Source organism: Mesorhizobium sp. M0960, assembly GCF_040319055.1.
Lineage (GTDB): Bacteria > Pseudomonadota > Alphaproteobacteria > Rhizobiales > Rhizobiaceae > Mesorhizobium.
This window is the reverse complement of sequence record NZ_JAMYNN010000015.1, coordinates 70,722-91,781: the sequence shown is the minus strand read 5'-3', so window position 1 is coordinate 91,781 and position 21,060 is coordinate 70,722. Positions and strand designations below refer to the sequence as shown.

Here is a 21,060-nt window from a genome sequence, read left to right as displayed (position 1 = left end):
CGCTGCGTCGTCGCAGGCGGCCCGCGTCAGAGCTGCGCACCGCCATAAAAGCTTGTATTTTGGCGGCGTTCGGGTTATGGACCGCGCCTGTTTTCCATCAAATCCAGGCATGAAAGGGGCAACTCATGGCCCGCGTAACCGTTGAAGATTGCATCGACAAGGTCGACAACCGCTTCGAGCTGGTGCTCCTGGCGGGCCACCGCGCCCGTCAAATCAGCCAGGGCGCGCAGATTACCGTACCTCGCGACAACGACAAGAATCCGGTCGTTGCGCTCCGCGAAATCGCCGACGAGACGCTATCGCCGGACGACCTCAAGGAAGATCTCATCCATTCGCTGCAGAAGCATGTCGAGGTCGACGAGCCGGAAGCCGATGGCGAGGCGATTGCCGACCAGACCGGCAGCACTGTTGCGGCCACCGATGCCGACGACGCCGAGGACAACGTCACCTTCGATCGCATGACCGAAGAAGACCTGTTGGCCGGCATCGAAGGGCTGGTACCGCCGGAAAAAAGCGACGATTATTGATCTTAGCAACAACTGCCGACACTTTCGCGTCGGCAGTTTCGTGGCTATCTATGACATGCGCCGTACGCCAGTGCGGCGCATGATTCATTTCAGCATTGCGAGATCCCGCCATGATGCGTCAGTATGAGCTTGTCGAGCGCGTCCAGCGCTACAAGCCTGACGTCAACGAGGCGCTGCTCAACAAGGCCTATGTCTACGCCATGCAGAAGCATGGCCACCAGAAGCGCGCCTCCGGCGATCCCTATTTCTCGCATCCGCTCGAAGTCGCCGCCATCCTCACCGAAATGCACATGGACGAGGCGACGATTGCCGTTGCCTTGCTGCACGACACGATCGAGGACACCACGGCGACCAGGGCCGAGATCGACGAATTGTTCGGTCCGGAAATGGGCAAGCTGGTCGAAGGACTGACCAAGCTGAAGAAGCTCGACCTCGTCTCGAAGAAGGCCGAGCAGGCGGAGAACCTGCGCAAGCTGTTGCTGGCGATCTCGGAAGACGTGCGCGTGCTTCTGGTCAAGCTCGCCGACCGCCTGCACAATATGCGCACCCTCGACCATGTGCCGGAAGCCAAGCGCCTGCGCATTGCCGAAGAGACGATGGACATCTACGCGCCGCTGGCCGGCCGCATGGGCATGCAAGGCATGCGCGAGGAGTTGGAGGAGATCGCCTTCCGCTTCATCAATCCCGAAGCCTACCGCGCCGTCACCGCGCGGCTCGCCGAAATTTTCGAGCGCAACAAGGGCGTGCTGTCCGAGATCGAGAAGGCACTGTCCACGCTGTTCGACAAATATTCGATCAAGGCCGAGGTCAAGAGCCGGCAGAAGAAGCCGTGGTCGGTGTTCCGCAAGATGGAAGCCAAGGCGCTGTCGTTCGAACAGCTGTCCGACATTTTCGGTTTCCGTGTCGTTGTCGAGACGGTCGAGGACTGCTACCGCGCGCTCGGCGCCATCCACACCACCTGGTCGATGGTGCCCGGACGCTTCAAGGACTATATCTCGACACCGAAGCAGAACGACTACCGCTCGATCCACACCACCATCGTCGGCCCGTCGCGCCAGCGCGTCGAATTGCAGATCCGCACCTACCAGATGAACAAGATCGCCGAATACGGCGTCGCCGCTCATTCGATCTATAAAGATACCGGCGGCAAGATGAATGGTGCCGCCCATGCGATCTCGAAGGAGACCAATGCCTATGCCTGGCTGCGGCGCACCATCGAGCAGCTTGCCGAAGGCGACAATCCCGAGGACTTTCTCGAAAACACCAAGCTGGAACTGTTCCAGGACCAGGTGTTCTGCTTTACGCCGAAAGGCATGCTGATCGCGCTGCCGCGCGGCGCCACGCCGATCGACTTTGCCTATGCCGTCCACACCGACGTTGGCGACACTTGCGTCGGCGCCAAGGTCAATGGCCGCATCATGCCGCTGATGACGGAGCTGAAGAACGGCGACGAGGTCGAGATCATCCGCTCGAAGGCGCAGGTGCCGCCGGCGGCGTGGGAATCGGTGGTCGTTACCGGCAAGGCGCGCTCGGCCATCCGCCGTGCCACCAAGAACGCTATCCGCAAGCAATATTCGGGTCTCGGTATCCGCATTCTGGAGCGCGCCTTCGAACGGTCCGGCAAGACCTTCACCAAGGAAAACCTGAAGCCGGTGCTGCACCGGCTGGCACGCAAGGACATCGAGGATGTACTGGCCTCGGTCGGGCGTGGCGAACTTGCCTCTACCGATGTCATGAAGGCGGTGTTTCCCGACTACAAGGACGAGCGCGTCACGCTGGTCGCGCCCAAGCAGCGCGAGGAGGGCTGGTCGAAGATCCGCAACGCCGCCGGCATGCTGTTCCAGATTCCGGGCCGCGCCGCACGCAAGGACAAGAACCAGCCGCGTGACGATGCGGTGCCGATCCGCGGTGTGCGCGGCGATCTGCCGGTGCGCTTCGCGCCGGAGGGAGCGGTGCCCGGCGACCGCATCGTCGGCATCGTGCAGCCGGGAACCGGCATCACCATCTATCCGATCCAGTCGCCGGCGTTGCAGGCCTTTGACGACCAGCCCGAGCGCTGGATCGACGTGCGCTGGGATATTGACGAGCGCACCAAGGAGCGGTTCCCGGCGCGTGTCTCGGTCACCGCCATCAACGCACCGGGTTCGCTGGCCGACATTGCGCAGGTCGTCGCATCCAACGATGCCAACATCCACACTTTGTCGATGGTGCGCACCGCGCCCGATTTCACCGAAATGCTGATCGATCTCGAAGTGTGGGATCTTAAGCACTTGAACCGGCTGCTGTCGCAGCTAAAGGACAATTCGAGCGTCAGCGACGCGCGACGCGTGAATGGGTGAATAGTGAATAGTGAATAGTGAAAGAGGGTGCTCTCACTACTATTCACCATTCACTATTCACCATGACATGGAGCGAACGATGAATACCGACGAAGTGCTGGGCATTTTCCGCGAGGCCGGCGCCGTTCTCGAAGGGCATTTCATCCTGACGTCCGGCCTGCGCAGCCCGGTCTTTTTGCAAAAGGCGCGCGTTTTCATGCATGCCGACAAGACCGAGCGCTTGTGCAAGGCGCTGGCCGAAAAGATCCGCGCTGGCGTTCCCGGCAGGATCGACTATGTCGTCGGCCCGGCGATCGGCGGGCTGATCCCGGCTTATGAGACCTCGCGCCATCTTGGTGCGCCGGCGATCTGGGTCGAGCGGGAAGGGGGCGAATTCAGGCTCCGCCGTTTCGAAATCGCCAAGGGGTCGCGCGTTGTCATTGTCGAGGATATCGTCACCACCGGCCTGTCGATCCGCGAGACCATCGACTGCCTGCGCGGCCTTGGCGCCGAAGTCGTTGCCGCTGCATGCATTATCGACCGCTCGGCCGGCAAGACCGATGTCGGCGTGCCGCTGATCGCGCTCGCCGAATACGAGGTTCCGGCCTATCCGGCCGACAGGCTGCCGCCCGAGCTTGCCGCCATACCGGCGATCAAGCCGGGCAGCCGCAATTTATAACGGAGCCGCCGCCGTGATCACCGGCATCGATCATTTCGTGCTGACAGTTCGTTCGGTAGACGATAGCTGCGCCTTCTATCAGCGCGTGCTTGGCTTCAAGCGCCTCGACGAGCCGGACCGACCAACGGCGCTGCTGTTTGGAACGCAAAAGATCAATGTGCATGAGGTCGGGCGCACCTTCGAGCCGAAGGCCAAGGCGCCGACTCCCGGCTCTGGGGATTTCTGTCTTGTTGCCGCCCGGCCGCTCACCGAGATATGCGCCAGCCTCGCGGCCAACGGCGTAGCCATAGAGGTCGGCCCGGTCGAGCGTATCGGCGCCCGTGGCCCGATGATGTCGGTCTATTTCCGTGACCCGGACGGCAACCTCGTCGAGGTCAGCGAGTATCGTTCCTGAGGCTCCTCAAATTCGCCGCGATCATGCCCTGTTCAGAATGGCGATACCCAAGGCTGCCGCAAGTGGCGACCGAGCGGATGCCGTCGGCCTCGTTGTTCTTCGGCTAGCACATCGCTATATCAAAGTCGTAGTTGCCTTTCCGTGACCGCAAAGCGCAGCATAGGGCTGTCGGGCCCCGGCTGGGAAAAGCCGGCGCGAAGCCATTGATGGAACTAGGAACAGGAACAGAGTGCTTTTTCGACGGCGCAAGCCTGATGGTTTTTTCGAGCGGGTGCGTACTTATTTGTGGCCGCGCCGCTCTTTCTCGCGCTCGCTGCGGTATTTTTCCAAGCGCATCCTGCGGCTTAGGGCCACGCCGCATGCCGTGGCCGCCGGTGTTGCGGCGGGCGTATTCGCGTCTTTTTTCCCGCTTGGCTTCCACTTCATCATTGCCGCCATGCTGTGCTGGCTGATCGCCGGCAATCTGGTCGCGGCAGCACTCGGCACGGTCTTCGGCAATCCCCTGACCTTTCCGCTGCTATGGGCCGCCTCCTGGGAGGTCGGCAAGCTGATCCTGCATGAACACCTGCCGGCGCATGGCCCACCCGCGCATCTCGGCGACATGCTGCATAATCTTTCCTTTGCGCAGTTGTGGGGACCGGTGCTTAAGCCGATGACCATTGGCGCAATACCGCTTGGCTTGGTTTTCGGCCTGCTGTTTTACGGCATTACCCGCTGGGGTATGGTCACTTTCCACGAGCAGCGCCGCAAGCGTCTGGCCGAAAGAGCCGCAAAGGCTGGAAAAACCGGGCCGGAAGTTCCTGCCGAATGATTATCGGTATCGGCAGCGACCTCATCGACATCAGACGAATTGAGAAGTCGCTGGAACGTCATGGCCAGCGCTTCATCCAACGCATCTACACCGAGATCGAACAGGCGCGCTCCGAAAACCGCGCGGCGCGTGCGGCCTCCTATGCCAAGCGTTTCGCTGCCAAGGAGGCCTGCGCCAAGGCATTGGGCACCGGTCTGGCGCAGGGTGTGTTCTGGCGCGACATGGGCGTCGTCAACCTGGCCAGCGGCAAGCCGACCATGGCGCTGACCAACGGGGCGGCAGCGCGGCTGGACGAAATCCTGCCTGAAGGGCACCGCGCCGTGATCCACCTCACCATCACCGATGATTTTCCGCTCGCTCAAGCCTTTGTGATCATTGAAGCGTTGCCGGTCGAAGAAGCGCCACATTGATTGCATCTGACGACCGGCATGACGTTGCCCAGCGCGCGCCGAGACTCTATACCATCCAACGCACAATCGAGGACGACATGAGCGTGGCTGAAAAAACCCAGAAGAAATCCGGCGGACTTGGCGAAACCGTCAGCGTCATCGTCCAGGCCCTGCTGCTTGCGCTGGTCATCCGCACGCTCCTGTTCCAGCCGTTCTCGATCCCGTCCGGTTCGATGCGGCCGACTTTGCTCGAAGGCGACTATCTCTTCGTCACCAAATGGTCTTACGGCTTCTCCCGCTACTCGCTGCCGTTCGGGCCGAACATCTTTTCGGGCCGCATCTGGGGCTCCGAGCCGAAGCGCGGCGACGTGGTGGTGTTCAAGTTTCCGCCGGACCCTTCCGTCGACTACATCAAGCGCGTCGTCGGCCTGCCGGGCGACAAGATCCAGGTCAAGGATGGCCAGCTCTTCATCAACGACGTCGCTGTGCCACGCGTCAAGGTCGGGCAGATCGACAACCACGACATCACCGAGGAGAACGGGCCGGTCGATGTCTATCGCGAGACGCTGCCGAACGGCGTCACCTACGACACGCTCGACCTGACACAGGCTTCGATCGGCGACAACACCAAAGAGTTCAAGGTGCCGCCCGGTCACTATTTCATGATGGGCGACAATCGCGACAACTCGTCCGACAGCCGCTTCACCGTCGGCTTCGTGCCGGAAGAGAATTTGGTCGGCCGCGCCAACCTCATCTTCTTCTCGATCGGCGGCAGCGCCAGCCCGCTCGAAATCTGGAAATGGCCGTCGCAGATGCGCGCCTCGCGCCTGTTCCATTTCGTCAATTAGGACCATGGCGGCGACAAAACGGCTGACCGCTGATGCGCTCGCCGAGGCGCTCAAGGAGCGCACCGGCCACAGTTTTGGCGACCACCAACGCCTGCAGCGGGCGCTGACCCATGCCAGCGCTCGCGGCAGTCATGCCGGCATCGACTACGAACGCTTCGAATTCCTGGGCGACCGCGTTCTCGGCCTTGTCGTTGCCGATATGCTGCTGGCGGCATTTCCCGACGCTGCCGAGGGTGAGCTGTCGCTCAGATTGAACGCCCTGGTCAACGCCGAGGCCCTGGCGGAAATCGCCGAGGAGATCGGCCTGCCGGAACTCATTCGCGCCGGTTCGGACGTACGCGGCCTCGATGGGCGCAAGCGCGTCAATCTGCGCGCCGACGCACTGGAATCGCTCATCGCCGTGCTCTATCTCGACGGCGGGTTGGAAGCGGCCCGTGCCTTCATCCACAGGTACTGGCAACCGCGCTCACAAGCCATCGACGCCGCCCGCCGCGATGCGAAGACCGAACTTCAGGAATGGGCGCATCAGGCGGCAGGCGCGGTGCCGGTTTACATAATCGACAGCCGCGAGGGACCGGACCACGATCCGCTGTTCACCGTCAGCGTCAAGGTCGGCGCCTATCCGCCAGCGACCGGCAGCGGGCGCTCCAAGCGCGAGGCAGAGCAGGCGGCAGCCGCGGCACTTCTGCAGCGGGAAGGCGTCTGGCTCAATCAAGGGAGTGCCGCATGACCGCCACCGAAGCTCCGGCAACAGAAGCTCCCGCTACCCGCTCCGGCTTCGTCGCGCTGATCGGCGCGCCCAATGCCGGGAAATCGACGCTGGTCAACCAATTGGTCGGCGCCAAGGTATCGATCGTGACGCACAAGGTGCAGACCACGCGCGCCATCGTGCGCGGCATTGCCACCCACAACAACGCGCAGATCGTCTTCGTCGACACGCCGGGCATATTCAAGCCGAAGCGCCGGCTGGACACCGCGATGGTGACCACAGCCTGGGGCGGTGCCAAGGACGCCGATATCGTGCTGCTCTTGATCGATGCCGAGCGCGGCATCCGGGGCGATGCCGACGCCATCCTCGAGCGGCTGAAGGATGTCCGGCAGCCGATGGTGTTGATCCTCAACAAGGTCGATCGGGTCAAGCACGAGACGTTGCTGGCATTGTCGGCGGCAGCCAACGAAAGGGTGCCGTTCAAGCGCACCTTCATGGTTTCGGCGCTGACCGGGTCCGGCTGCAAGGACCTGCTCGACTATCTCGCCGAGACCTTGCCGGCCGGACCTTGGTACTACCCGGAAGACCAGATCTCTGACCTGCCGATGCGCCAACTCGCGGCCGAGATCACCCGCGAAAAGCTCTATCTCAGGCTGCATCAGGAACTGCCCTATTCCTCCCACATCGAGACCGAGAAATGGGAAGAGAAGAAGGACGGCTCGGTGCGCATCGACCAGACCATCTATGTCGAGCGCGACAGCCAGAAGAAGATCGTGCTCGGTCATAAGGGCGAGACGATCCGCGCCATCGGCCAGGCCGCGCGCATGGAAATATCAGGCATACTCGAGCAGAAGGTGCACCTCTTCCTGTTCGTCAAAGTGCGCGAGAACTGGGGCGACGATCCCGAGCGCTACCGTGAAATGGGGCTCGAATTTCCGCACTGAGCCTGTTTGGGCGATCCGCCGAGCGGCCTGTTGGCCGCCGCCTCAGGATTACCCAAGTGCCAGCGACACGCCGTCGGCAAGATGTTCGGCATCGGAGGCGTTTTCGAAGGGGATGCCCGTTCTTGCATAGTCGAGCGGCGAGAGATTGGAGCCGTCGGCGCTGATCAGCGCAGCCTGGCGCCTTGCCGCCTGCATCTCGCCCAGCTGAGCGTAACAGGCGGCAAGCCGGGTGCGGATCCATGGCCTCGGTCGCGTCGCCAGCTCCAGCGCCTCGGCAGCCGTGCGGTATTCGCCCAGCATGTATAGCGCGAGCGCGCGATCGTACTGATACCAATGAGGGTCCAGCGGGTTGATGCGGATGGCGCGTGCCAGCCAGGCGAGCGCGTCGAGCGGCCGGCAGCGCATCGTCAACAGATGCCCCCTCTGCTCGATACAGTCCGCGTCGCCCGGATTGAGCTCGAGCGCGATGCGCAAATGTAGCTCGGCCGCCTCGTGCTCACGCATATTGAGCCGTACCAGCGACTGGATGCGGTGTGCCGTTGCCTGGTCCGGCGACAATGCGATGCCCCGGTCGGCCAGGTCGCGGGCCTTCGTCAGAACGGCGTCGCTGGTGGGTCCGAATTCGCTGTTAAGCACATGCGACAGCGCCAGATAGGTGTAAGCGAGGCCATAGGCCGGGTCTCTGACGATCGCCGCTTCGAAAAACGCTGCCGCTTCTTTCAGTTCGCTTTGCGCCGGATCGCGCAGCAAAGCGACGCCGCGCAGCACCAGTTCATGGGCGGCGAGGCTGGCTACCGGCTGCCGCGAGGCACGTTGCAGGCCGGCATTGTTCACCCGAACCACCAGCCGGCCGACGATCTTTTCGACGATCTCCTGCTGGATGGCGGACAGCCCGGCGTAATCGGCCTGGTAGCGATCCCCCCAGAGCTGGGAAGCGCTGGCTGCGTCAACGAGATTGACCGCACAGACGATGCTGTCTGCGTGCCGGCGCACCGAACCCTCGATGAGATAATCGGCGCCGATGCGCGAACGCACGACAGGCCATTCACTGGGCGAATATGAGGCAAACGAGAAGCTCGAATTGCGCGCCAGGACCGTCAGCGTGTCGAAGCGGGCGAGGCCGTTGATAATGTCTTCGGCAATACCGTCGACGATCGCTTCGTCGGCCGGATCGGCGCTGTCATTGCGGAACCTGAGCACCGCCACGATCGGCTGTGCGCCGGGTTCGGGCACCGGTTCGATTTCAGGGATCAGCATGTAGCCGCGCTTCGATATGGTCCGTATCGTTTCCTCGCCGAGCACCTTGCGGATCTCGCGAATCGACTGCGTCAGCGAATCCTCGGTGACGAAAACACCCGGCCAGACCGCGTCCATCAATTCCGACTTCGGCACCACACGGCCGATATGGCGGGCGAGATGCGTCAGCAATGCGTAGGCTTTCGGCCGCAGGAAGGCCGGCTGTTCGGCCCGGCCGAGCGTACCTTTGCCCAGATCGAGGGTGAAACCGCCAAACTGAAAAACCTGGTCAGTGGCCGAACCCGGCATCGAAACGGCCCGCTCCCTGAAGCCGTGCCTGTATTGGCCTACGGCTGGAGGGCTGGGTCAAGGTCTGTCGCCGCCGAAAGCGGCGCTTTGGATTTGCGCGCCGCAAATTAGACGGTGCCAGCGAGGGCGGGCTGCGTTGCCGACCTGCGGACGAAGCTCTCGGTGCCGTAGAGGGCAACGATGGCGATCGCAGCCACCGCCCAGATCGCAACACCGATCCATTGCTGCTGGACATAGTCGGCGTCGATGAACACCTTGCCCAGGAAGCGTACGCTGTTCTGATGAGTGACATGCATGAGAATGGCGAGAAGCACACTGCCGGTGTTCTGATAGAGCCAGGTGAACACCACTGCCGCCAGCACGACGTTGATCGTGCCGTAGACGCTGAGATCGCCGACCAGGCCGAGCGGAAAATGCCAGATTGCCCAGATCGCGCCGAGGATCAGGCTTCCGGCCAGCGCCGAATGGCTGGCTAGCAGACGCGGTGTCGCAAAGCCGCGCCATCCCGGCTCTTCGCCAAGCGGGCCGCTGAAGACCGCATACAGCGCGATGATCGGCAGTATCTCAGTGACAGCAGGAATGTTGCTCCAGACCGGCGTCGCCGAGCCGAACAGCGGATTGACCAGGATCGAGGCAAGCTGCGTGCCGAATGGCAGGCCGAATGCCACCAGATACCACAGCGGAGATACCCGCCACTTCACCACGGAAGCGAGAATGGCCTTGACCGAAGCCCAGCCTCCGGAAAGGGCTGCGACAACGAATCCGGAGACCATCGGGCCGAAGGTAAACCAGGGAATGGTATCGCCATTCGACAGGTAGAACGGGATGAAGGCAAACCAGCTCAGGGCAAGCGCCAACGAAAAGAAGGCAGCCAACTGATGCTGTCGCACCAGGTGCAGGAAAGAAGTCATGTCGGTCCTCTCACGGGCAGATGACAATGAGAGGTCGCCGGGCTGCCCAATCGGTCGACTTGCATCTTGAACAGCCGGCCGAATCATTCCGGGAAGGCTATGCGTGGACCACGTCGGTCGACCCGTTTCTTATTGGCACCGGCGCGACCCGAAATCCTGAGCGGGTTCTGAGAAATTTCCGATATTTCATGCAAAATCGGTCAGTTAGATCGGCTGGAGCACCTGCCGACACTGCGACCGTGCGTGGTTCCCGTTTGTCGTCTCTCCGTCATACACCCTGCCTATAGGCTGTGCGAAAGACCCGCTTCCGAGCAAACCGGAACAGGCGGGCAAACAGCCAGATTAGGACATGACCGGGACTTGGAATCGCATCGACCCCATCCGTCAGATCGAGTTTGCAAACGCCGTCGCTGTTGAGATCGAGCGCGTGCTGGCGCGGCAAGGCAAGGTGACGAACAGCGATGCGGTCGTCGCAGCGGGCAGGGTCGCCGGGGCCGTTGCCGCCGCCGTCGCCCTGCTTGCGCCGACCGACATCAGGGCGATCGACACCATGCAGGAAAGATTGCCCGGCATGGCGTCGCGGTTCGTGCGGATATTGGCGGCCGAAGCGACTGAACGCCGTACCCGGACGCCTCTGTCGACGGCGCACGAAGGCCAAGGGGCAGACATCCAACCCCTGGCCGGAACGGGCGACCTCGACGCGATGCGGGTCGAGGACTGGGCCGGTCGGGTCGCCGGGTCGACCTTCCTGCAGGAAAATCTCGGCATATCGCGCTCGACCCTGCATCGCTGGCAGCGGAGCGGCACGGTCGTTGCGTTGCGCACCGGTGGCCGCAAACATGTATTTCCTCTGGCGCAGTTCGTCGACGGCAGGCCGGCTCCGGGTATCAACGAAGTGTTATCCGCGATGCCCGATCCGCGGCGTGCCTGGTCGTGGCTGGTCGGCCCCGCGCCCGGCCATGCCGGACGTATTCCCATTGAAATGCTCAAACAGGATCTGGTGGCGGAAGTCGTTCTTGCCGCACAACGCAGCGATGGCGAAGTTGGCTTGATTTTCGCCGCCAACGTTAGAAGTCTATTCCAAAAAATAACACGTAAAAGGAATGTCAACCGGACTATGACCGGTTTGCCGGCTAATGGAATAAGTATAGTTTCGTACAATTGTGACAATGTCTCGTTTGTGCCGGAAGCAAACGTGAAGAAAATATGAAGTGATATTTGTGCAACATGGATTTCTTCTGTTATGCAAACATTGATTATTTTTGGAATCGTCATTGAGACTGGAATGCGGATGAGTATGTTCGCCGCCTGAAGAGGGGGTGCGGTGCGCGCCTTTTTCGACGTGGGTGAGGCGTTCAGCCGTTCAACCCATGAATCCAAAGCCATTTTTAACTTTGACTGGAGAGGTCAGAAAATGAATATCAAGAGCCTTCTTCTCGGCTCAGCCGCGGCATTCGTCGCGGTCTCCGGCGCGCGCGCCGCCGACGCTGTTGTGGTCGCCGAGCCGGAACCCGCTGAATACGTCAAGATCTGCGACGTCTACGGCGCCGGCTACTTCTATATCCCCGGCACCGAAACCTGCCTGCGCATCGGCGGCTATGTCCGCTATGACGCCAGCTTCGGCGACGGTGGCCGCGTTTTCGACGGCGCGACGACCCACGACCTTATGGACGGTGACGAACAGCAGACCTGGAACAAGAATGCCCGCTTCAATTTGAAGACGTGGACCGGCCAGGAAACCGAGCTCGGCACGTTGAAGACCTACACCGAGACCCGTTTCAACTTCGGCAATACCAAACACACCGTGAGCGGTGTTGATTTCAGCGTGCAGGACAACAAGGCGGTTACCCTGAACTTCGCCTGGATCCAGCTTGGAGGTTTCCGCGTCGGCAAGGATGAAACTGTCTATGATTCGTTCATCGGCTACGCCGGCAACGTCGTCCAGGACACCATCATCCCGTACGGCACCAAGGACACCAACCTGATCAGTTACTATTTCGACGGCGGTAACGGCTTTACGGCAGTCGCCTCGGTCGAAACAGGCTCCGGCGCTGACCAGTCGATCGACAGCTACGTTCCGTTTGTCGTCGGCGGCGTGAAATACAAGGGTGACTGGGGTGCGATCACCGCCGTCGGCGCCTATAACAGCACGTCGGAAGAATGGGCCGGCAAAGCTCGCCTCGACGTCAAGCCGATTACTGACCTGACCCTGTTCGTGATGGCGGGCTACGGCAGCGACGACAACGTCGCAAAGAACTTCTACAAGCCGTGGACTGGCAACTTTGCCGTCTGGGGCGGCGGCAGCTATGCCGTCAACAAGAAGACCTCTTTGAACGCCCAGGTCTCCTATACCGACGACAAAGACTTCGCCGTTGCGGCCAACGTCGCCTACACCATCGTTCCTGGTTACACGATCACCGCCGAAGTCGATTATTACGACAATTTCGATGCCGACGATGCCGACGCAATCGGCGGCATCTTCCGCTTCCAGCGCTCGTTCTGATCAAACGACGATCTCGCAAAAACGGCCCGTAGCGATACGCTACGGGCCGTTTGGTTTGGCGGCGGATAAGTCGCTCATCTTGATTTCGCCATCGAACCGGTGACAAGCTCTGGTCATGGAATGGCGCGACGAGGGAATCATTCTCGGCACCCGCAAGCATGGCGAAACCAGCGCCATTCTCGAGGTGATGACACGTGCGCATGGCCGCCATCTCGGTCTCGTGCGCGGCGGCCGTTCGCGCAAGCAGCAGCCGGTCTTGCAGCCCGGCAACCGCGTCGACCTGTTGTGGCGGGCGCGGCTCGACGAACATCTCGGCACCTTCCAGGCCGAGGCCATCGAAATGAACGCCGCCCGGCTGATGGACAGCGCCGTTGCCGTTTACGGCTTGCAGACGATGGCCGCGCATTTGCGTCTTCTGCCCGAGCGCGATGCCCATCGCGGTCTCTATGAGACGCTCGCGGTCATGATCGCCCATCTCGACGATGCCGATGCCGCCGGCGAGCTGGTGGCCCGCTTCGAGCTGCTGGTTCTCGACGAACTCGGTTTCGGCCTCGATCTCAGCCAGTGTGCGGCGACCGGCACCAGGCAGGATCTTGCCTACGTCTCGCCGAAATCCGGCCGCGCCGTGTCGCGGGCGGCGGGCGCGCCGTGGCGCGACAAGATGCTGGCGCTGCCTGCCTTCCTGCAGCGCGGTTCGGGCCTGCGCGCCGATCCGGCGGCGATCGACGACGCCTTCCGGCTGACCGGCTTCTTTTTGACCCGCCATGTCTACGAGCCGCGCGGTATCGAACCACCCGGCGCCCGCGCCGGCTTCCTCGCCGCCTTGCGCAAGCATTATGCGGGCGGCAAGGCAATCGCCGGGGAAACCGCCGTCGGCGAAGCCATCAGGTGAGCGAAGTGGAACTCTACCCCGGCCGGGTTTCGCCGCTTGGCCTCGACATTATTTGACGCGGCCGATCACACCAGGGACCGGCGAGGTGGTGTGCGAGGGCAAAGTGGTGCACAAGGGCCGCACGCTGGCGGTTTCGGAAGCGGCGCTGAAGGATGCCAACGGCAAGCTGCTGGCTTTCGGCACCGAAACGTGCTCGATCTTTCCGGCGGCCAATCTGGCGGCACGTTGAATGGACCGGCAGTCTGGCCGCCGCATTTGAATGTCACTGAACATTGAATGTCAGTGACGACTGGCCTGGTTTGGGGGAACCGCCATGTTTGAAAGCCTGATTGGCCTCGTCGCCATCATCGCGCTGTTCGTCATCATTTCACGCCAGCAGAGCCGTATCGGCCTGATCGAGCGCGAGCTTGGCGCGTTGCGCAGCCTCGTGCTTTCGGGCGCGCCTGTCCTGCCGCCGCAAGCCAAGGAACCGGCTGCAAACGACAGCAAACCGGCGGATGGCGCAATCCCGCCGGCGGCGGCAGCCGACATGGCCGCATCGCCAGGGGCCGAGACCGCAGCGGTCGCATCAGCTGCAGAGGCAGAAGCCGATACCGCGGCGCCGTCCGCACCGGAGCCGGCGCAACCGGCGGCAGCGGCGAAAGCCGCCCGCCAATCCGACGTCGAAACGGCGCTCGGTACCCGCTGGGCGGTCTGGGTCGGCGGCATCGCGCTGGCGCTGGGCGGCCTGTTCCTGATCCGCTACACGATCGAGGCCGGCATTTTCGGGCCAGGCGTGCGGCTTTTCATGGCGGCGGCACTTGGGCTGGCGCTGGTCGGCGGCGGCGAGTTCATCCGGCGCACCGGCTTCAAGGTCCCGGTGCAAGGTGCCGCCGGTGCCTATATCCCGGCGATCCTGACGGCGGCCGGCGCTTTCATCCTGTTCGGCACCGTCTACGCCGCGTACAGCATTTACGGTTTCATCGGCCCGGCGCTCGCTTTCACGCTGCTCGGCGCCATCGGGGTGGCGACGATCGCGGCAAGCCTGGTCCACGGTCAGGCGCTGGCCGGCGTCGGCCTGCTCGGCGCCATGGTGACGCCGCTACTCGTCGCCTCGCAGGCGCCCAATCCGTGGGCGCTGTTTGGCTATCTGGCGATCGTGCTCGCCGCCACCGGCGTCATTGCCCGCATCCGCGACTGGAGGCTCTTGATGGCCGCAGCCTTCGTCGCCACGGGCATCTGGACCATCTTCTACATGACCGAAGCGCCGGGGACGAACCTTTCCGTCATCCTCTTTATCGACGCGGTGACACTGGCCGTGCTCGCCTTCGTCTGGCTTGGCCGTCGCAGCGAAGCGGTCGCCGACACCGGCTTCGACTGGCCGTCGATCGCGCCGGGGTTCTTCGTCGCTCTTTCAGCGCTGGCCCTGTTCGTCGATCCGGTCTTTGCCGCCGCCGGCGATGCCTTGCAGGGAGCAGCCCTTATCGTAGCCCTGGTGGCGATAGCGCTCTACCGGCCGCGAGCGCTTGCACTGCTGCACGCCGCCGGGCTGGCGACGGTGCTGGTCTATCTCGGCATCATTCCGCCGACCACGGTCGCCGCCGATTTTTCGGGCGGCGCTCTCGGTGTCGATGGCGTGCCGGTTGTGGCGTCTGATGCCTTGATGCTCAGGATCGGCATCGCGCTGGGCCTGGTCTTCATCGGCGCCGGCTTTTGGGCAGCGCGCCGTTTTGCGGCTCCTGGCTGGCTGCGCGCCGCCACATGGGCGGCCTGGAGCGCTGTCGCGCCACTGGTCATCCTGCTGGCGCTCTGGTTCACCTTCGGCAATCTCGATCGTGACCTTGCTTATGCGGCCGCAGCGGCCGTTTTGGTCGGGATCTTCGTCGCCGGCGGCGAATGGATAGCGCGCGGCGAAGCGCCGCCGCTGACCGGCGGCGCTGCCGTCTCCTTCGCGCTCGCCGGCGCGGCGATCGCCGGCCTGCTGATGCTGCACATGGCCTTTGGCTCCGGCTGGACAACCGTCCTGCTCGGAGCAGCCGCCGTTGTGCCGGCACTGGCGACGCGCTGGCGTAGCTATCCGGTGCTTGGCTGGATTTCGGTCGGTGCGGTGATCGCAGTGCTCGGCCGTGCCGCCTTCGACCCGACCATCGTCGGTGCCGAGTTCCTGTCGAAAACACCCGTGTTCAACTGGCTGCTGCTCGGATATGGCGTGCCGGCGCTCGCCTTCGGCTTTGCCGCCTGGCAACTCGCCCGCACAACCAATGGCCGGCCGCGCCTCGCCATGGAGGCCGGCGCCGCGCTGTTTGCTCTGCTCGCCGTTGCCATGCTGGTGCGTCATGCCATGCATGGTGGCGTCATCGACAGCGGCTCGATGACACTTGCCGAACAGGCGATTTATACGCTGATCGCCATCGGCGCCGGTGCAATCCTGGTCGCCATCGACATGCGCTCGCCAAGCTCTGTGCTGCGTTACGGCTCGATGGCTGCCGGGGTGCTCTCGGTCGCCTTCATCGTCATCCGGCATTTTGTGGTGCTGAACCCGCTGCTGACGGATGAATCGACCGGCGGCATTCCGGTGTTCAACCTTCTGTTCCTGGCCTATCTGTTGCCGGCAGTCGCGACAGGCGCACTGGCGCTCTATACTCGCGACAAGCGGCCGAAATGGTATGCGGCCATGCTTGCGGTTGTGGCGGCGGTGCTCGCCTTCGTCTATGCCACGCTGTCGGTCAGGAGGCTGTTCAAGGGCGAGTTCATCGGCCTGTGGAGCGGCCTCGGCCAGCTCGAGACCTATACCTATTCGGCGCTCTGGTTGGCCATCGGCGTGGTGCTGCTCACCGCCGGTGTCTGGCTGAAGTCGCAGGTGCTGCGCATAGCGTCTGCGGCGCTGATCGCGGTCGCCGTGCTCAAGGTCTTCGTCTTCGATATGTCGGAGTTGGAAGGCGTGTTGCGGGCGCTATCCTTCATCGGCCTCGGCGCGGTGCTCATCGGCATCGGCTTGTTTTATCAGCGGCTGCTGACAAGGGCGGCGAAAGAAAAGCTCGAGACGAGCAATAGCTGACGATTTCAATTTGGCCGGGAATAAAGCTGGCATCGGCAGCGTTATTCAGTTGCTTGGGTGACCGGGGCGGCGGACCGCTTCGCGCTGGCCGCTTGCGCCGCGCCGCAAAGGCGCGTTCAATCACCACGGACAGGGGCTCCAGAACCAGCGGTCATGGACGAAAAGAAGGCAGCAATCCTTGGTGAAATACCGCGTTTGCGCCGCTATGCACGCTCGCTGTTGCGCGACCGCGATTCCGCCGACGATCTCGTCCAGGATTGTCTCGAGCGGGCGCTTGTGCGGCTCGACAATTGGCAGACAGGAGAAAGCCCCAGGAGGTGGCTGTTTACGATCATGCATCATTTGTTCATCGACCAGATGCGCAAGGTGAACCGGCGCGGCGAGGCGGCGATGCTGCCGCTCGAGGCAAGCGAGGCGCAGGCAGCACCCGCCGAGCAGGTCGAGAGCATCGCCTCGCGCGAGATCGTCGACGCGCTGCAGGCGATCAGCCCTGACCGGCGCGCGGCACTTGTGATGGTCGCCATCGAAGGGTTTTCCTATGCCGAAGCCGCCAACATCCTTGGGGTTCCCGCCGGCACCTTGATGTCCCGCATCGCGCGCGGGCGTGAGGAACTGCGCGCGCTGCTGGATGATACCGCGCGCCGCCGCTCGATAAGGATCGTCGAGAAATGAGCCGGCGCGATTTCTCCGAACGCGACATCCACATGGCTCTCGATGGCGAGTTGCCGGGCGACGAGCGGACGGCCTATGAGGCATGGCTCGAGGCCAATGCCGAGATGAAGGCCAAGAGTGCACGCTACGCCGCCGACCGGGCAGCATTGCGCGCAGCCTTTAACGGCGTGCTGGACGAACCCGTACCGGTGCGGCTGAACAAGGTGGTGCTTGGCGAGGCGTCGGTGGTCAGAGCGGCGCCGTCGCGCTCGCGTTGGTGGCTTGCGGTCGCCGCTGCCGCCATGCTGGTGATTGGCGGTGCTGGCGGCTATCTTGCCGGCATCGGCGGCCTCGGCCTGGAAAATACGGCCGAGGACCAGCTTGCCGAAGAAGCGATCGCCGCCCACGTCATCTATGCCGCCGAAAAGCGGCATGCGGTGGAAGTGCCGGCAAGCGACAAGGATCATTTGCAGAGCTGGTTGTCGAACCAGGTGGGTTTGAAGCTCGTCGCGCCGGATCTGGCAGCGCAGGGATTCCAACTGGTCGGTGGCCGGCTGCTGCCTGCCGGCCAGGGCAAGGCCGCGATGCTGCTTTACGAGGACGACAAGGGCGCGCGCATTTCGCTCTTCGTCACCGCCGAATCGGCTGCCAAGGCCAAGGGCACCTATGGGTCGGAAGAAGATGGTCCTGCGGCTGTCTACTGGCTGGACAAGGGTTATGGCTGCGCCGTCGTCGGCTCGCTGCCGCGCGAGCGGCTGGCCGCGGTGGCCAAGAGCGCCTATGGCCAGCTTCTGGCGGCCTTGCAAAGCTGAGCAGGATCTCATTTTTCCGGAGCCGCGCCGATGCCGAAACACGGAGGTCGCTCAAAGCCTTTGCGCGACCTGCCTGCTGTCAAAACTGTCACAATTCGGCCCTAATCGAGGTGCGATAGCGCTTGCTTAATGCTGGCACTTCGGCTGGTGTGACCGATGTTTAGACTAGGGTCGTTTCCACAACCCAATCGAGGTTTTCTGAGCCCGCATGCCTGCCGAGATTCGCAAGGCCCGCGCGTCCGACGTCGATGACCTCGCCGCCATCGAAAAAGCTGTTTTCTCGAGCGACCGCATTTCTCGCCGTTCCTTTCGCCAACTGATCGAACGCGACACCGCCGAACTGCTGGTTGGCGAAAGCGATGGCCGCGTCGCCGGCTATGCAGTCGTGCTGTTTCGCAAGGGCAGCGGCGTCGCGCGGCTCTATTCGATCGCCGTCGGTCCATTTTTCGGCGGCCGTGGCGTTGGCCGCCTTCTGCTGGAAGAGGCCGAGACCGCTGCTTTCGAGCACGGCCGCATGATGCTTCGTTTGGAAGTCCGCGAGGACAACCCGCGCGCGATCCAGATCTACGAGCGGAGCGGCTACCGCAAGATCGGCCGCGAACCGGACTATTACGAGGATGGCGCCACGGCGCTGCGCTATGAAAAGACCTTGCGTGGCGACATTCCGGTCGCCACCGAAGTGCCGTTTTATCAGCAGACTTGCGAATTCACTTGCGGACCATGCTGCCTGATGATGGCGATGGCTTACTTCGGCCCCGGCTTCGTGCCGGACCCGGTGATGGAAATCCGGCTGTGGCGTGAGGCGACGACTGTTTTCATGATGTCCGGCCCCGGCGGCTGCGAGCCGTTCGGGCTGGCCGTCGCCGGCTATGAGAGCGGGCTTGCTGCTGAGATCTATGTGTCCTTCTATGGCGCGCTTTTCCTGCAATCGGTGCGCAGCGAAGACAAGCGCCGGGTGATGGAGCTGGCGCAGGTCGACTTTCGCCGCCGCGCGGAACTTTACGGCATCCCGGTGAATTACCGTTCATTCGGGCTTGACGACATTCGCACCGCGATCGCAGAGGGAAAACTGGTACTGGTCCTGATCAGCGGCTTCCTGATGTTCGGCAAAAAGGTTCCGCACTGGGTATTGGCCATCGGTGACGACGGCGATCACATCCTGATCCACGACCCTTGGGTCGAGGACGAGCGGCAGGAGACGATCCTCGATGCTGCCAACATTCCCGTGCCTTACGGCATCTTCATGAACATGGCGCAATTCGGCCGCGACGGATTGCGCGCCGCCATCACTCTCGGAAAGCGCGACAGCCAATGACCTGGGTCATCCTTACCGGCCGGCAGAACGATCTCGACCAAGTGGCGACGCCGCACAAGATCATCACCAATCGCGACTACCTTGCCCATCCGGCACTGTTTCGCGGGCAGCGGCCGAAGGTCATCAACCTGTCGAACAATTACGGCTACCAGAGCCGCGGCTATTACGCCTCGCTGCTCGCCGGTTCGCGCGGCCATAAGGTCATCCCGACGGTCGAAACGATGATCGACCTGTCGGAGCGCAAGCTCTATGAGCACGCGTTGCCGGAACTCGAACTCGCACTCAACAAGTGCCGCAAGGACCTGGGCGGCGCTTTCCCGCAGAAGGTCTGCATCTTCTTCGGCATCGGACCGTCCAGGATCTGGGACCGCTTCGCCAAACTGCTGTTCGACTGGTTCCGTGCCCCGGCGCTTGAGGTCCACATCAGGGACAGCGCCGAATGGGCCTCGATCCGCAAGATTGGCTTCCATCCCCTGGCCAGGATGACCGAGGACGAGGAAACGCACTTTCTCCAGTGCCTGGAGACCTACACCAACCGCGAGTGGCGTGACACCAAGGGCCGCACGCCGGCGCGCTACACTTTCGCCACGCTGGTCGATCCGCATGAGGAACTGCCGCCGTCGGAGATTTCGTCGCTGCGCCACTGGGCCAAGATCGCTGAAAAGATGGGCGTCGAAATCGAGCCGATCACCAAGCGGGATCTGGCCAAGCTCGCCAACTACGACGCGCTGTTCATCCGCGAGACCACCTCGATCTCCAACCACACCTACCGCTTTGCCCGCCGCGCCCAGCAGGAAGGTATGCCGGTCATCGACGATCCGCTGTCGATGATCCGCTGCACCAATAAGGTCTATCTCAACGAGCTGATGACCTACAACAAGGTACCGGTGCCGCCGACGGTGATGATAGCCGGCATCTCGGATCTGGAAGTTGCGGCGCAGACGCTGGGCTTCCCCCTGGTGCTGAAGATCCCGGACTCCTCGTTTTCGCGCGGCGTCAAGAAATGCGGCACCTTCGAAGAGTTAAAGACGCTCGCAACCGAATGGCTGGAGGATTCCGACCTCCTGATCGCGCAAAAATTCATTCCGACGGAATATGATTGGCGCGTCGGTGTCCTCGGCGGCCAACCCTTGTTTGCCGTCCATTATCTGATGGCCAAGAAGCATTGGCAGATCGTCAATCATAAGGCCAACGGCAAGCCCGACCAGGGCGGCATCAAGACCTTCACCCTGAAGGAAGCGCCGGCCCATGTCGTCGAGACGGCGGTGAGCGCGGCGCGCTGCATCGGCGACGGCCTCTACGGGGTCGACCTCAAGGAGACCAGCGACGGCGTCTTCGTCATCGAGGTCAACGATAACCCCAACCTCGACCACGGCTGGGAAGACTCCGGCGAAAAAGACGAGGTCTGGGTGCGGCTGACGCAGTGGTTCCTGGAGCGATTGGACCGGCCGGGCCGATGACATCCGAATTGAGGGGAAAAAGATGCTGTTCTTCGTAACCGAGGATTTTCGCGGCTGCGACCGTAAGGAGATCTACCGCCGTTTCCGCGACCAGGGCCGCCTGAAGCCGGACGCGCTGCTCGTGCACCACAGCTGGATCGCAGCGGATATGAGCCGCTGCTTCCTGCTGGTGGAGGCCGATGACGTCACACTCCTGCAGCGGTGGGTCATCGAATGGGCGGATCTGGTCGAATTCGAGATCGTTCCCGTGGCGACGAACAAGGATATGGTGGAGGCGTTGAGCGGACATCTCTGACCTGCGCGCGCTTCGACGAG

General features: G+C 62.7%; 21 protein-coding genes and 1 pseudogene. 20 read left to right on the top strand and 2 right to left on the bottom strand.

The genetic code is table 11. The annotated features are described in order from the left end of the window. The first annotated feature begins 125 nt into the window (after positions 1 to 125). From rpoZ to era, 9 genes are all read left to right on the top strand, one after another. On the top strand, positions 126 to 527 hold the full coding sequence (rpoZ, locus tag NKH63_RS23530) for a DNA-directed RNA polymerase subunit omega (protein ID WP_352481861.1): 402 nt from the start codon (positions 126 to 128) through the stop codon (positions 525 to 527). 110 nt (positions 528 to 637) lie between these two features. Beyond that, a complete protein-coding gene (locus NKH63_RS23525) occupies positions 638 to 2,866 on the top strand; it encodes a RelA/SpoT family protein (protein WP_023719889.1) in 2,229 nt (742 codons plus the stop codon). A 79-nt stretch (positions 2,867 to 2,945) separates the two neighbouring features. Further along, a complete protein-coding gene (pyrE, locus tag NKH63_RS23520) occupies positions 2,946 to 3,524 on the top strand; it encodes an orotate phosphoribosyltransferase (protein WP_023719888.1) in 579 nt (192 codons plus the stop codon). A 13-nt stretch (positions 3,525 to 3,537) separates the two neighbouring features. Continuing rightward, positions 3,538 to 3,918: a VOC family protein gene (locus tag NKH63_RS23515; protein WP_352481860.1), complete on the top strand. Its 381-nt coding sequence runs from the start codon at positions 3,538 to 3,540 to the stop codon at positions 3,916 to 3,918. Between the two features lie 229 nt (positions 3,919 to 4,147). Further along, on the top strand, positions 4,148 to 4,729 hold the full coding sequence (locus NKH63_RS23510) for a DUF2062 domain-containing protein (RefSeq protein ID WP_023719886.1): 582 nt from the start codon (positions 4,148 to 4,150) through the stop codon (positions 4,727 to 4,729). Beyond that, positions 4,726 to 5,139, top strand: coding sequence for a holo-ACP synthase (acpS, locus tag NKH63_RS23505; protein WP_023719885.1), 414 nt, complete (start codon positions 4,726 to 4,728; stop codon positions 5,137 to 5,139). Before NKH63_RS23510 ends, acpS begins: the two co-directional genes overlap by 4 nt. Positions 5,140 to 5,216: 77 nt before the next feature. Then, the gene (gene lepB, locus NKH63_RS23500) at positions 5,217 to 5,966 is read left to right on the top strand and encodes a signal peptidase I (RefSeq protein WP_023719884.1); all 750 of its coding nucleotides are present in this window, start codon (positions 5,217 to 5,219) and stop codon (positions 5,964 to 5,966) included. 4 nt (positions 5,967 to 5,970) lie between these two features. After that, positions 5,971 to 6,696, top strand: coding sequence for a ribonuclease III (gene rnc / locus NKH63_RS23495; protein ID WP_031194250.1), 726 nt, complete (start codon positions 5,971 to 5,973; stop codon positions 6,694 to 6,696). Continuing rightward, positions 6,693 to 7,619 (top strand): GTPase Era, encoded by a 927-nt coding sequence (gene era, locus NKH63_RS23490; RefSeq protein WP_023719882.1) that lies wholly within the window; start codon positions 6,693 to 6,695, stop codon positions 7,617 to 7,619. Before rnc ends, era begins: the two co-directional genes overlap by 4 nt. Before the next feature lie 48 nt (positions 7,620 to 7,667). Here the strand turns inward: era and NKH63_RS23485 are convergent, their stop codons facing one another. Next, positions 7,668 to 9,164: a winged helix-turn-helix domain-containing tetratricopeptide repeat protein gene (locus tag NKH63_RS23485; RefSeq protein WP_352481857.1), complete on the bottom strand. Its 1,497-nt coding sequence runs from the start codon at positions 9,162 to 9,164 to the stop codon at positions 7,668 to 7,670. Positions 9,165 to 9,271: 107 nt separating this feature from the next. Further along, entirely contained in the window at positions 9,272 to 10,075 is an 804-nt protein-coding gene (locus NKH63_RS23480; protein WP_352481856.1) for a CPBP family intramembrane glutamic endopeptidase, read from the bottom strand. A 349-nt stretch (positions 10,076 to 10,424) separates the two neighbouring features. On the opposite strand from NKH63_RS23480, the pseudogene NKH63_RS31385 reads away from it, so the two are divergent. The 11 genes and pseudogenes from NKH63_RS31385 to NKH63_RS23425 form a co-directional block, all read left to right on the top strand. Further along, positions 10,425 to 10,646: pseudogene (locus NKH63_RS31385) on the top strand (antitoxin Xre/MbcA/ParS-like domain-containing protein); the annotation flags it as partial. After that, positions 10,647 to 11,285, top strand: a complete 639-nt coding sequence (locus NKH63_RS23470) for an antitoxin Xre/MbcA/ParS-like domain-containing protein (RefSeq protein ID WP_352481854.1) — start codon at positions 10,647 to 10,649, stop codon at positions 11,283 to 11,285. Between the two features lie 204 nt (positions 11,286 to 11,489). Further along, entirely contained in the window at positions 11,490 to 12,578 is a 1,089-nt protein-coding gene (locus NKH63_RS23465; RefSeq protein ID WP_352481853.1) for a porin, read from the top strand. Positions 12,579 to 12,693: 115 nt separating this feature from the next. Beyond that, complete coding sequence (gene recO, locus NKH63_RS23460) at positions 12,694 to 13,470, top strand: DNA repair protein RecO (protein WP_023719878.1); 777 nt, start codon at positions 12,694 to 12,696, stop codon at positions 13,468 to 13,470. A 52-nt stretch (positions 13,471 to 13,522) separates the two neighbouring features. Beyond that, complete coding sequence (locus NKH63_RS23455; RefSeq protein WP_023719877.1) at positions 13,523 to 13,699, top strand: PaaI family thioesterase; 177 nt, start codon at positions 13,523 to 13,525, stop codon at positions 13,697 to 13,699. Between the two features lie 84 nt (positions 13,700 to 13,783). Beyond that, a complete protein-coding gene (locus tag NKH63_RS23450) occupies positions 13,784 to 16,507 on the top strand; it encodes a DUF2339 domain-containing protein (RefSeq protein ID WP_352481852.1) in 2,724 nt (907 codons plus the stop codon). A 153-nt stretch (positions 16,508 to 16,660) separates the two neighbouring features. Then, a complete protein-coding gene (locus NKH63_RS23445) occupies positions 16,661 to 17,179 on the top strand; it encodes a sigma-70 family RNA polymerase sigma factor (RefSeq protein WP_023719875.1) in 519 nt (172 codons plus the stop codon). Next, positions 17,176 to 17,970 (top strand): anti-sigma factor family protein, encoded by a 795-nt coding sequence (locus NKH63_RS23440; protein WP_352481851.1) that lies wholly within the window; start codon positions 17,176 to 17,178, stop codon positions 17,968 to 17,970. Before NKH63_RS23445 ends, NKH63_RS23440 begins: the two co-directional genes overlap by 4 nt. A gap of 208 nt (positions 17,971 to 18,178) precedes the next feature. Continuing rightward, positions 18,179 to 19,285: a peptidase C39 family protein gene (locus NKH63_RS23435; protein ID WP_023719873.1), complete on the top strand. Its 1,107-nt coding sequence runs from the start codon at positions 18,179 to 18,181 to the stop codon at positions 19,283 to 19,285. Beyond that, on the top strand, positions 19,282 to 20,745 hold the full coding sequence (locus NKH63_RS23430) for a RimK family ATP-grasp domain-containing protein (RefSeq protein ID WP_352481849.1): 1,464 nt from the start codon (positions 19,282 to 19,284) through the stop codon (positions 20,743 to 20,745). The genes NKH63_RS23435 and NKH63_RS23430 overlap by 4 nt, the downstream gene beginning before the upstream one ends. A gap of 22 nt (positions 20,746 to 20,767) precedes the next feature. Further along, entirely contained in the window at positions 20,768 to 21,040 is a 273-nt protein-coding gene (locus NKH63_RS23425) for a DUF3303 domain-containing protein (protein ID WP_023719871.1), read from the top strand. Positions 21,041 to 21,060: the final 20 nt, after the last annotated feature.

Coding starts and splice junctions, on each gene's coding strand:
- rpoZ (WP_352481861.1), top strand. CDS start 126: ATGGCCCGCGTAACCGTTGAAGATTGCATCGACAAGGTCGACAACCGC.
- NKH63_RS23525 (WP_023719889.1), top strand. CDS start 638: ATGATGCGTCAGTATGAGCTTGTCGAGCGCGTCCAGCGCTACAAGCCT.
- pyrE (WP_023719888.1), top strand. CDS start 2,946: ATGAATACCGACGAAGTGCTGGGCATTTTCCGCGAGGCCGGCGCCGTT.
- acpS (WP_023719885.1), top strand. CDS start 4,726: ATGATTATCGGTATCGGCAGCGACCTCATCGACATCAGACGAATTGAG.
- lepB (WP_023719884.1), top strand. CDS start 5,217: ATGAGCGTGGCTGAAAAAACCCAGAAGAAATCCGGCGGACTTGGCGAA.
- rnc (WP_031194250.1), top strand. CDS start 5,971: ATGGCGGCGACAAAACGGCTGACCGCTGATGCGCTCGCCGAGGCGCTC.
- era (WP_023719882.1), top strand. CDS start 6,693: ATGACCGCCACCGAAGCTCCGGCAACAGAAGCTCCCGCTACCCGCTCC.
- NKH63_RS23485 (WP_352481857.1), bottom strand. CDS start 9,164: ATGCCGGGTTCGGCCACTGACCAGGTTTTTCAGTTTGGCGGTTTCACC.
- NKH63_RS23480 (WP_352481856.1), bottom strand. CDS start 10,075: ATGACTTCTTTCCTGCACCTGGTGCGACAGCATCAGTTGGCTGCCTTC.
- NKH63_RS23470 (WP_352481854.1), top strand. CDS start 10,647: ATGGCGTCGCGGTTCGTGCGGATATTGGCGGCCGAAGCGACTGAACGC.
- NKH63_RS23465 (WP_352481853.1), top strand. CDS start 11,490: ATGAATATCAAGAGCCTTCTTCTCGGCTCAGCCGCGGCATTCGTCGCG.
- recO (WP_023719878.1), top strand. CDS start 12,694: ATGGAATGGCGCGACGAGGGAATCATTCTCGGCACCCGCAAGCATGGC.
- NKH63_RS23450 (WP_352481852.1), top strand. CDS start 13,784: ATGTTTGAAAGCCTGATTGGCCTCGTCGCCATCATCGCGCTGTTCGTC.
- NKH63_RS23445 (WP_023719875.1), top strand. CDS start 16,661: ATGGACGAAAAGAAGGCAGCAATCCTTGGTGAAATACCGCGTTTGCGC.
- NKH63_RS23440 (WP_352481851.1), top strand. CDS start 17,176: ATGAGCCGGCGCGATTTCTCCGAACGCGACATCCACATGGCTCTCGAT.
- NKH63_RS23435 (WP_023719873.1), top strand. CDS start 18,179: ATGCCTGCCGAGATTCGCAAGGCCCGCGCGTCCGACGTCGATGACCTC.
- NKH63_RS23430 (WP_352481849.1), top strand. CDS start 19,282: ATGACCTGGGTCATCCTTACCGGCCGGCAGAACGATCTCGACCAAGTG.
- NKH63_RS23425 (WP_023719871.1), top strand. CDS start 20,768: ATGCTGTTCTTCGTAACCGAGGATTTTCGCGGCTGCGACCGTAAGGAG.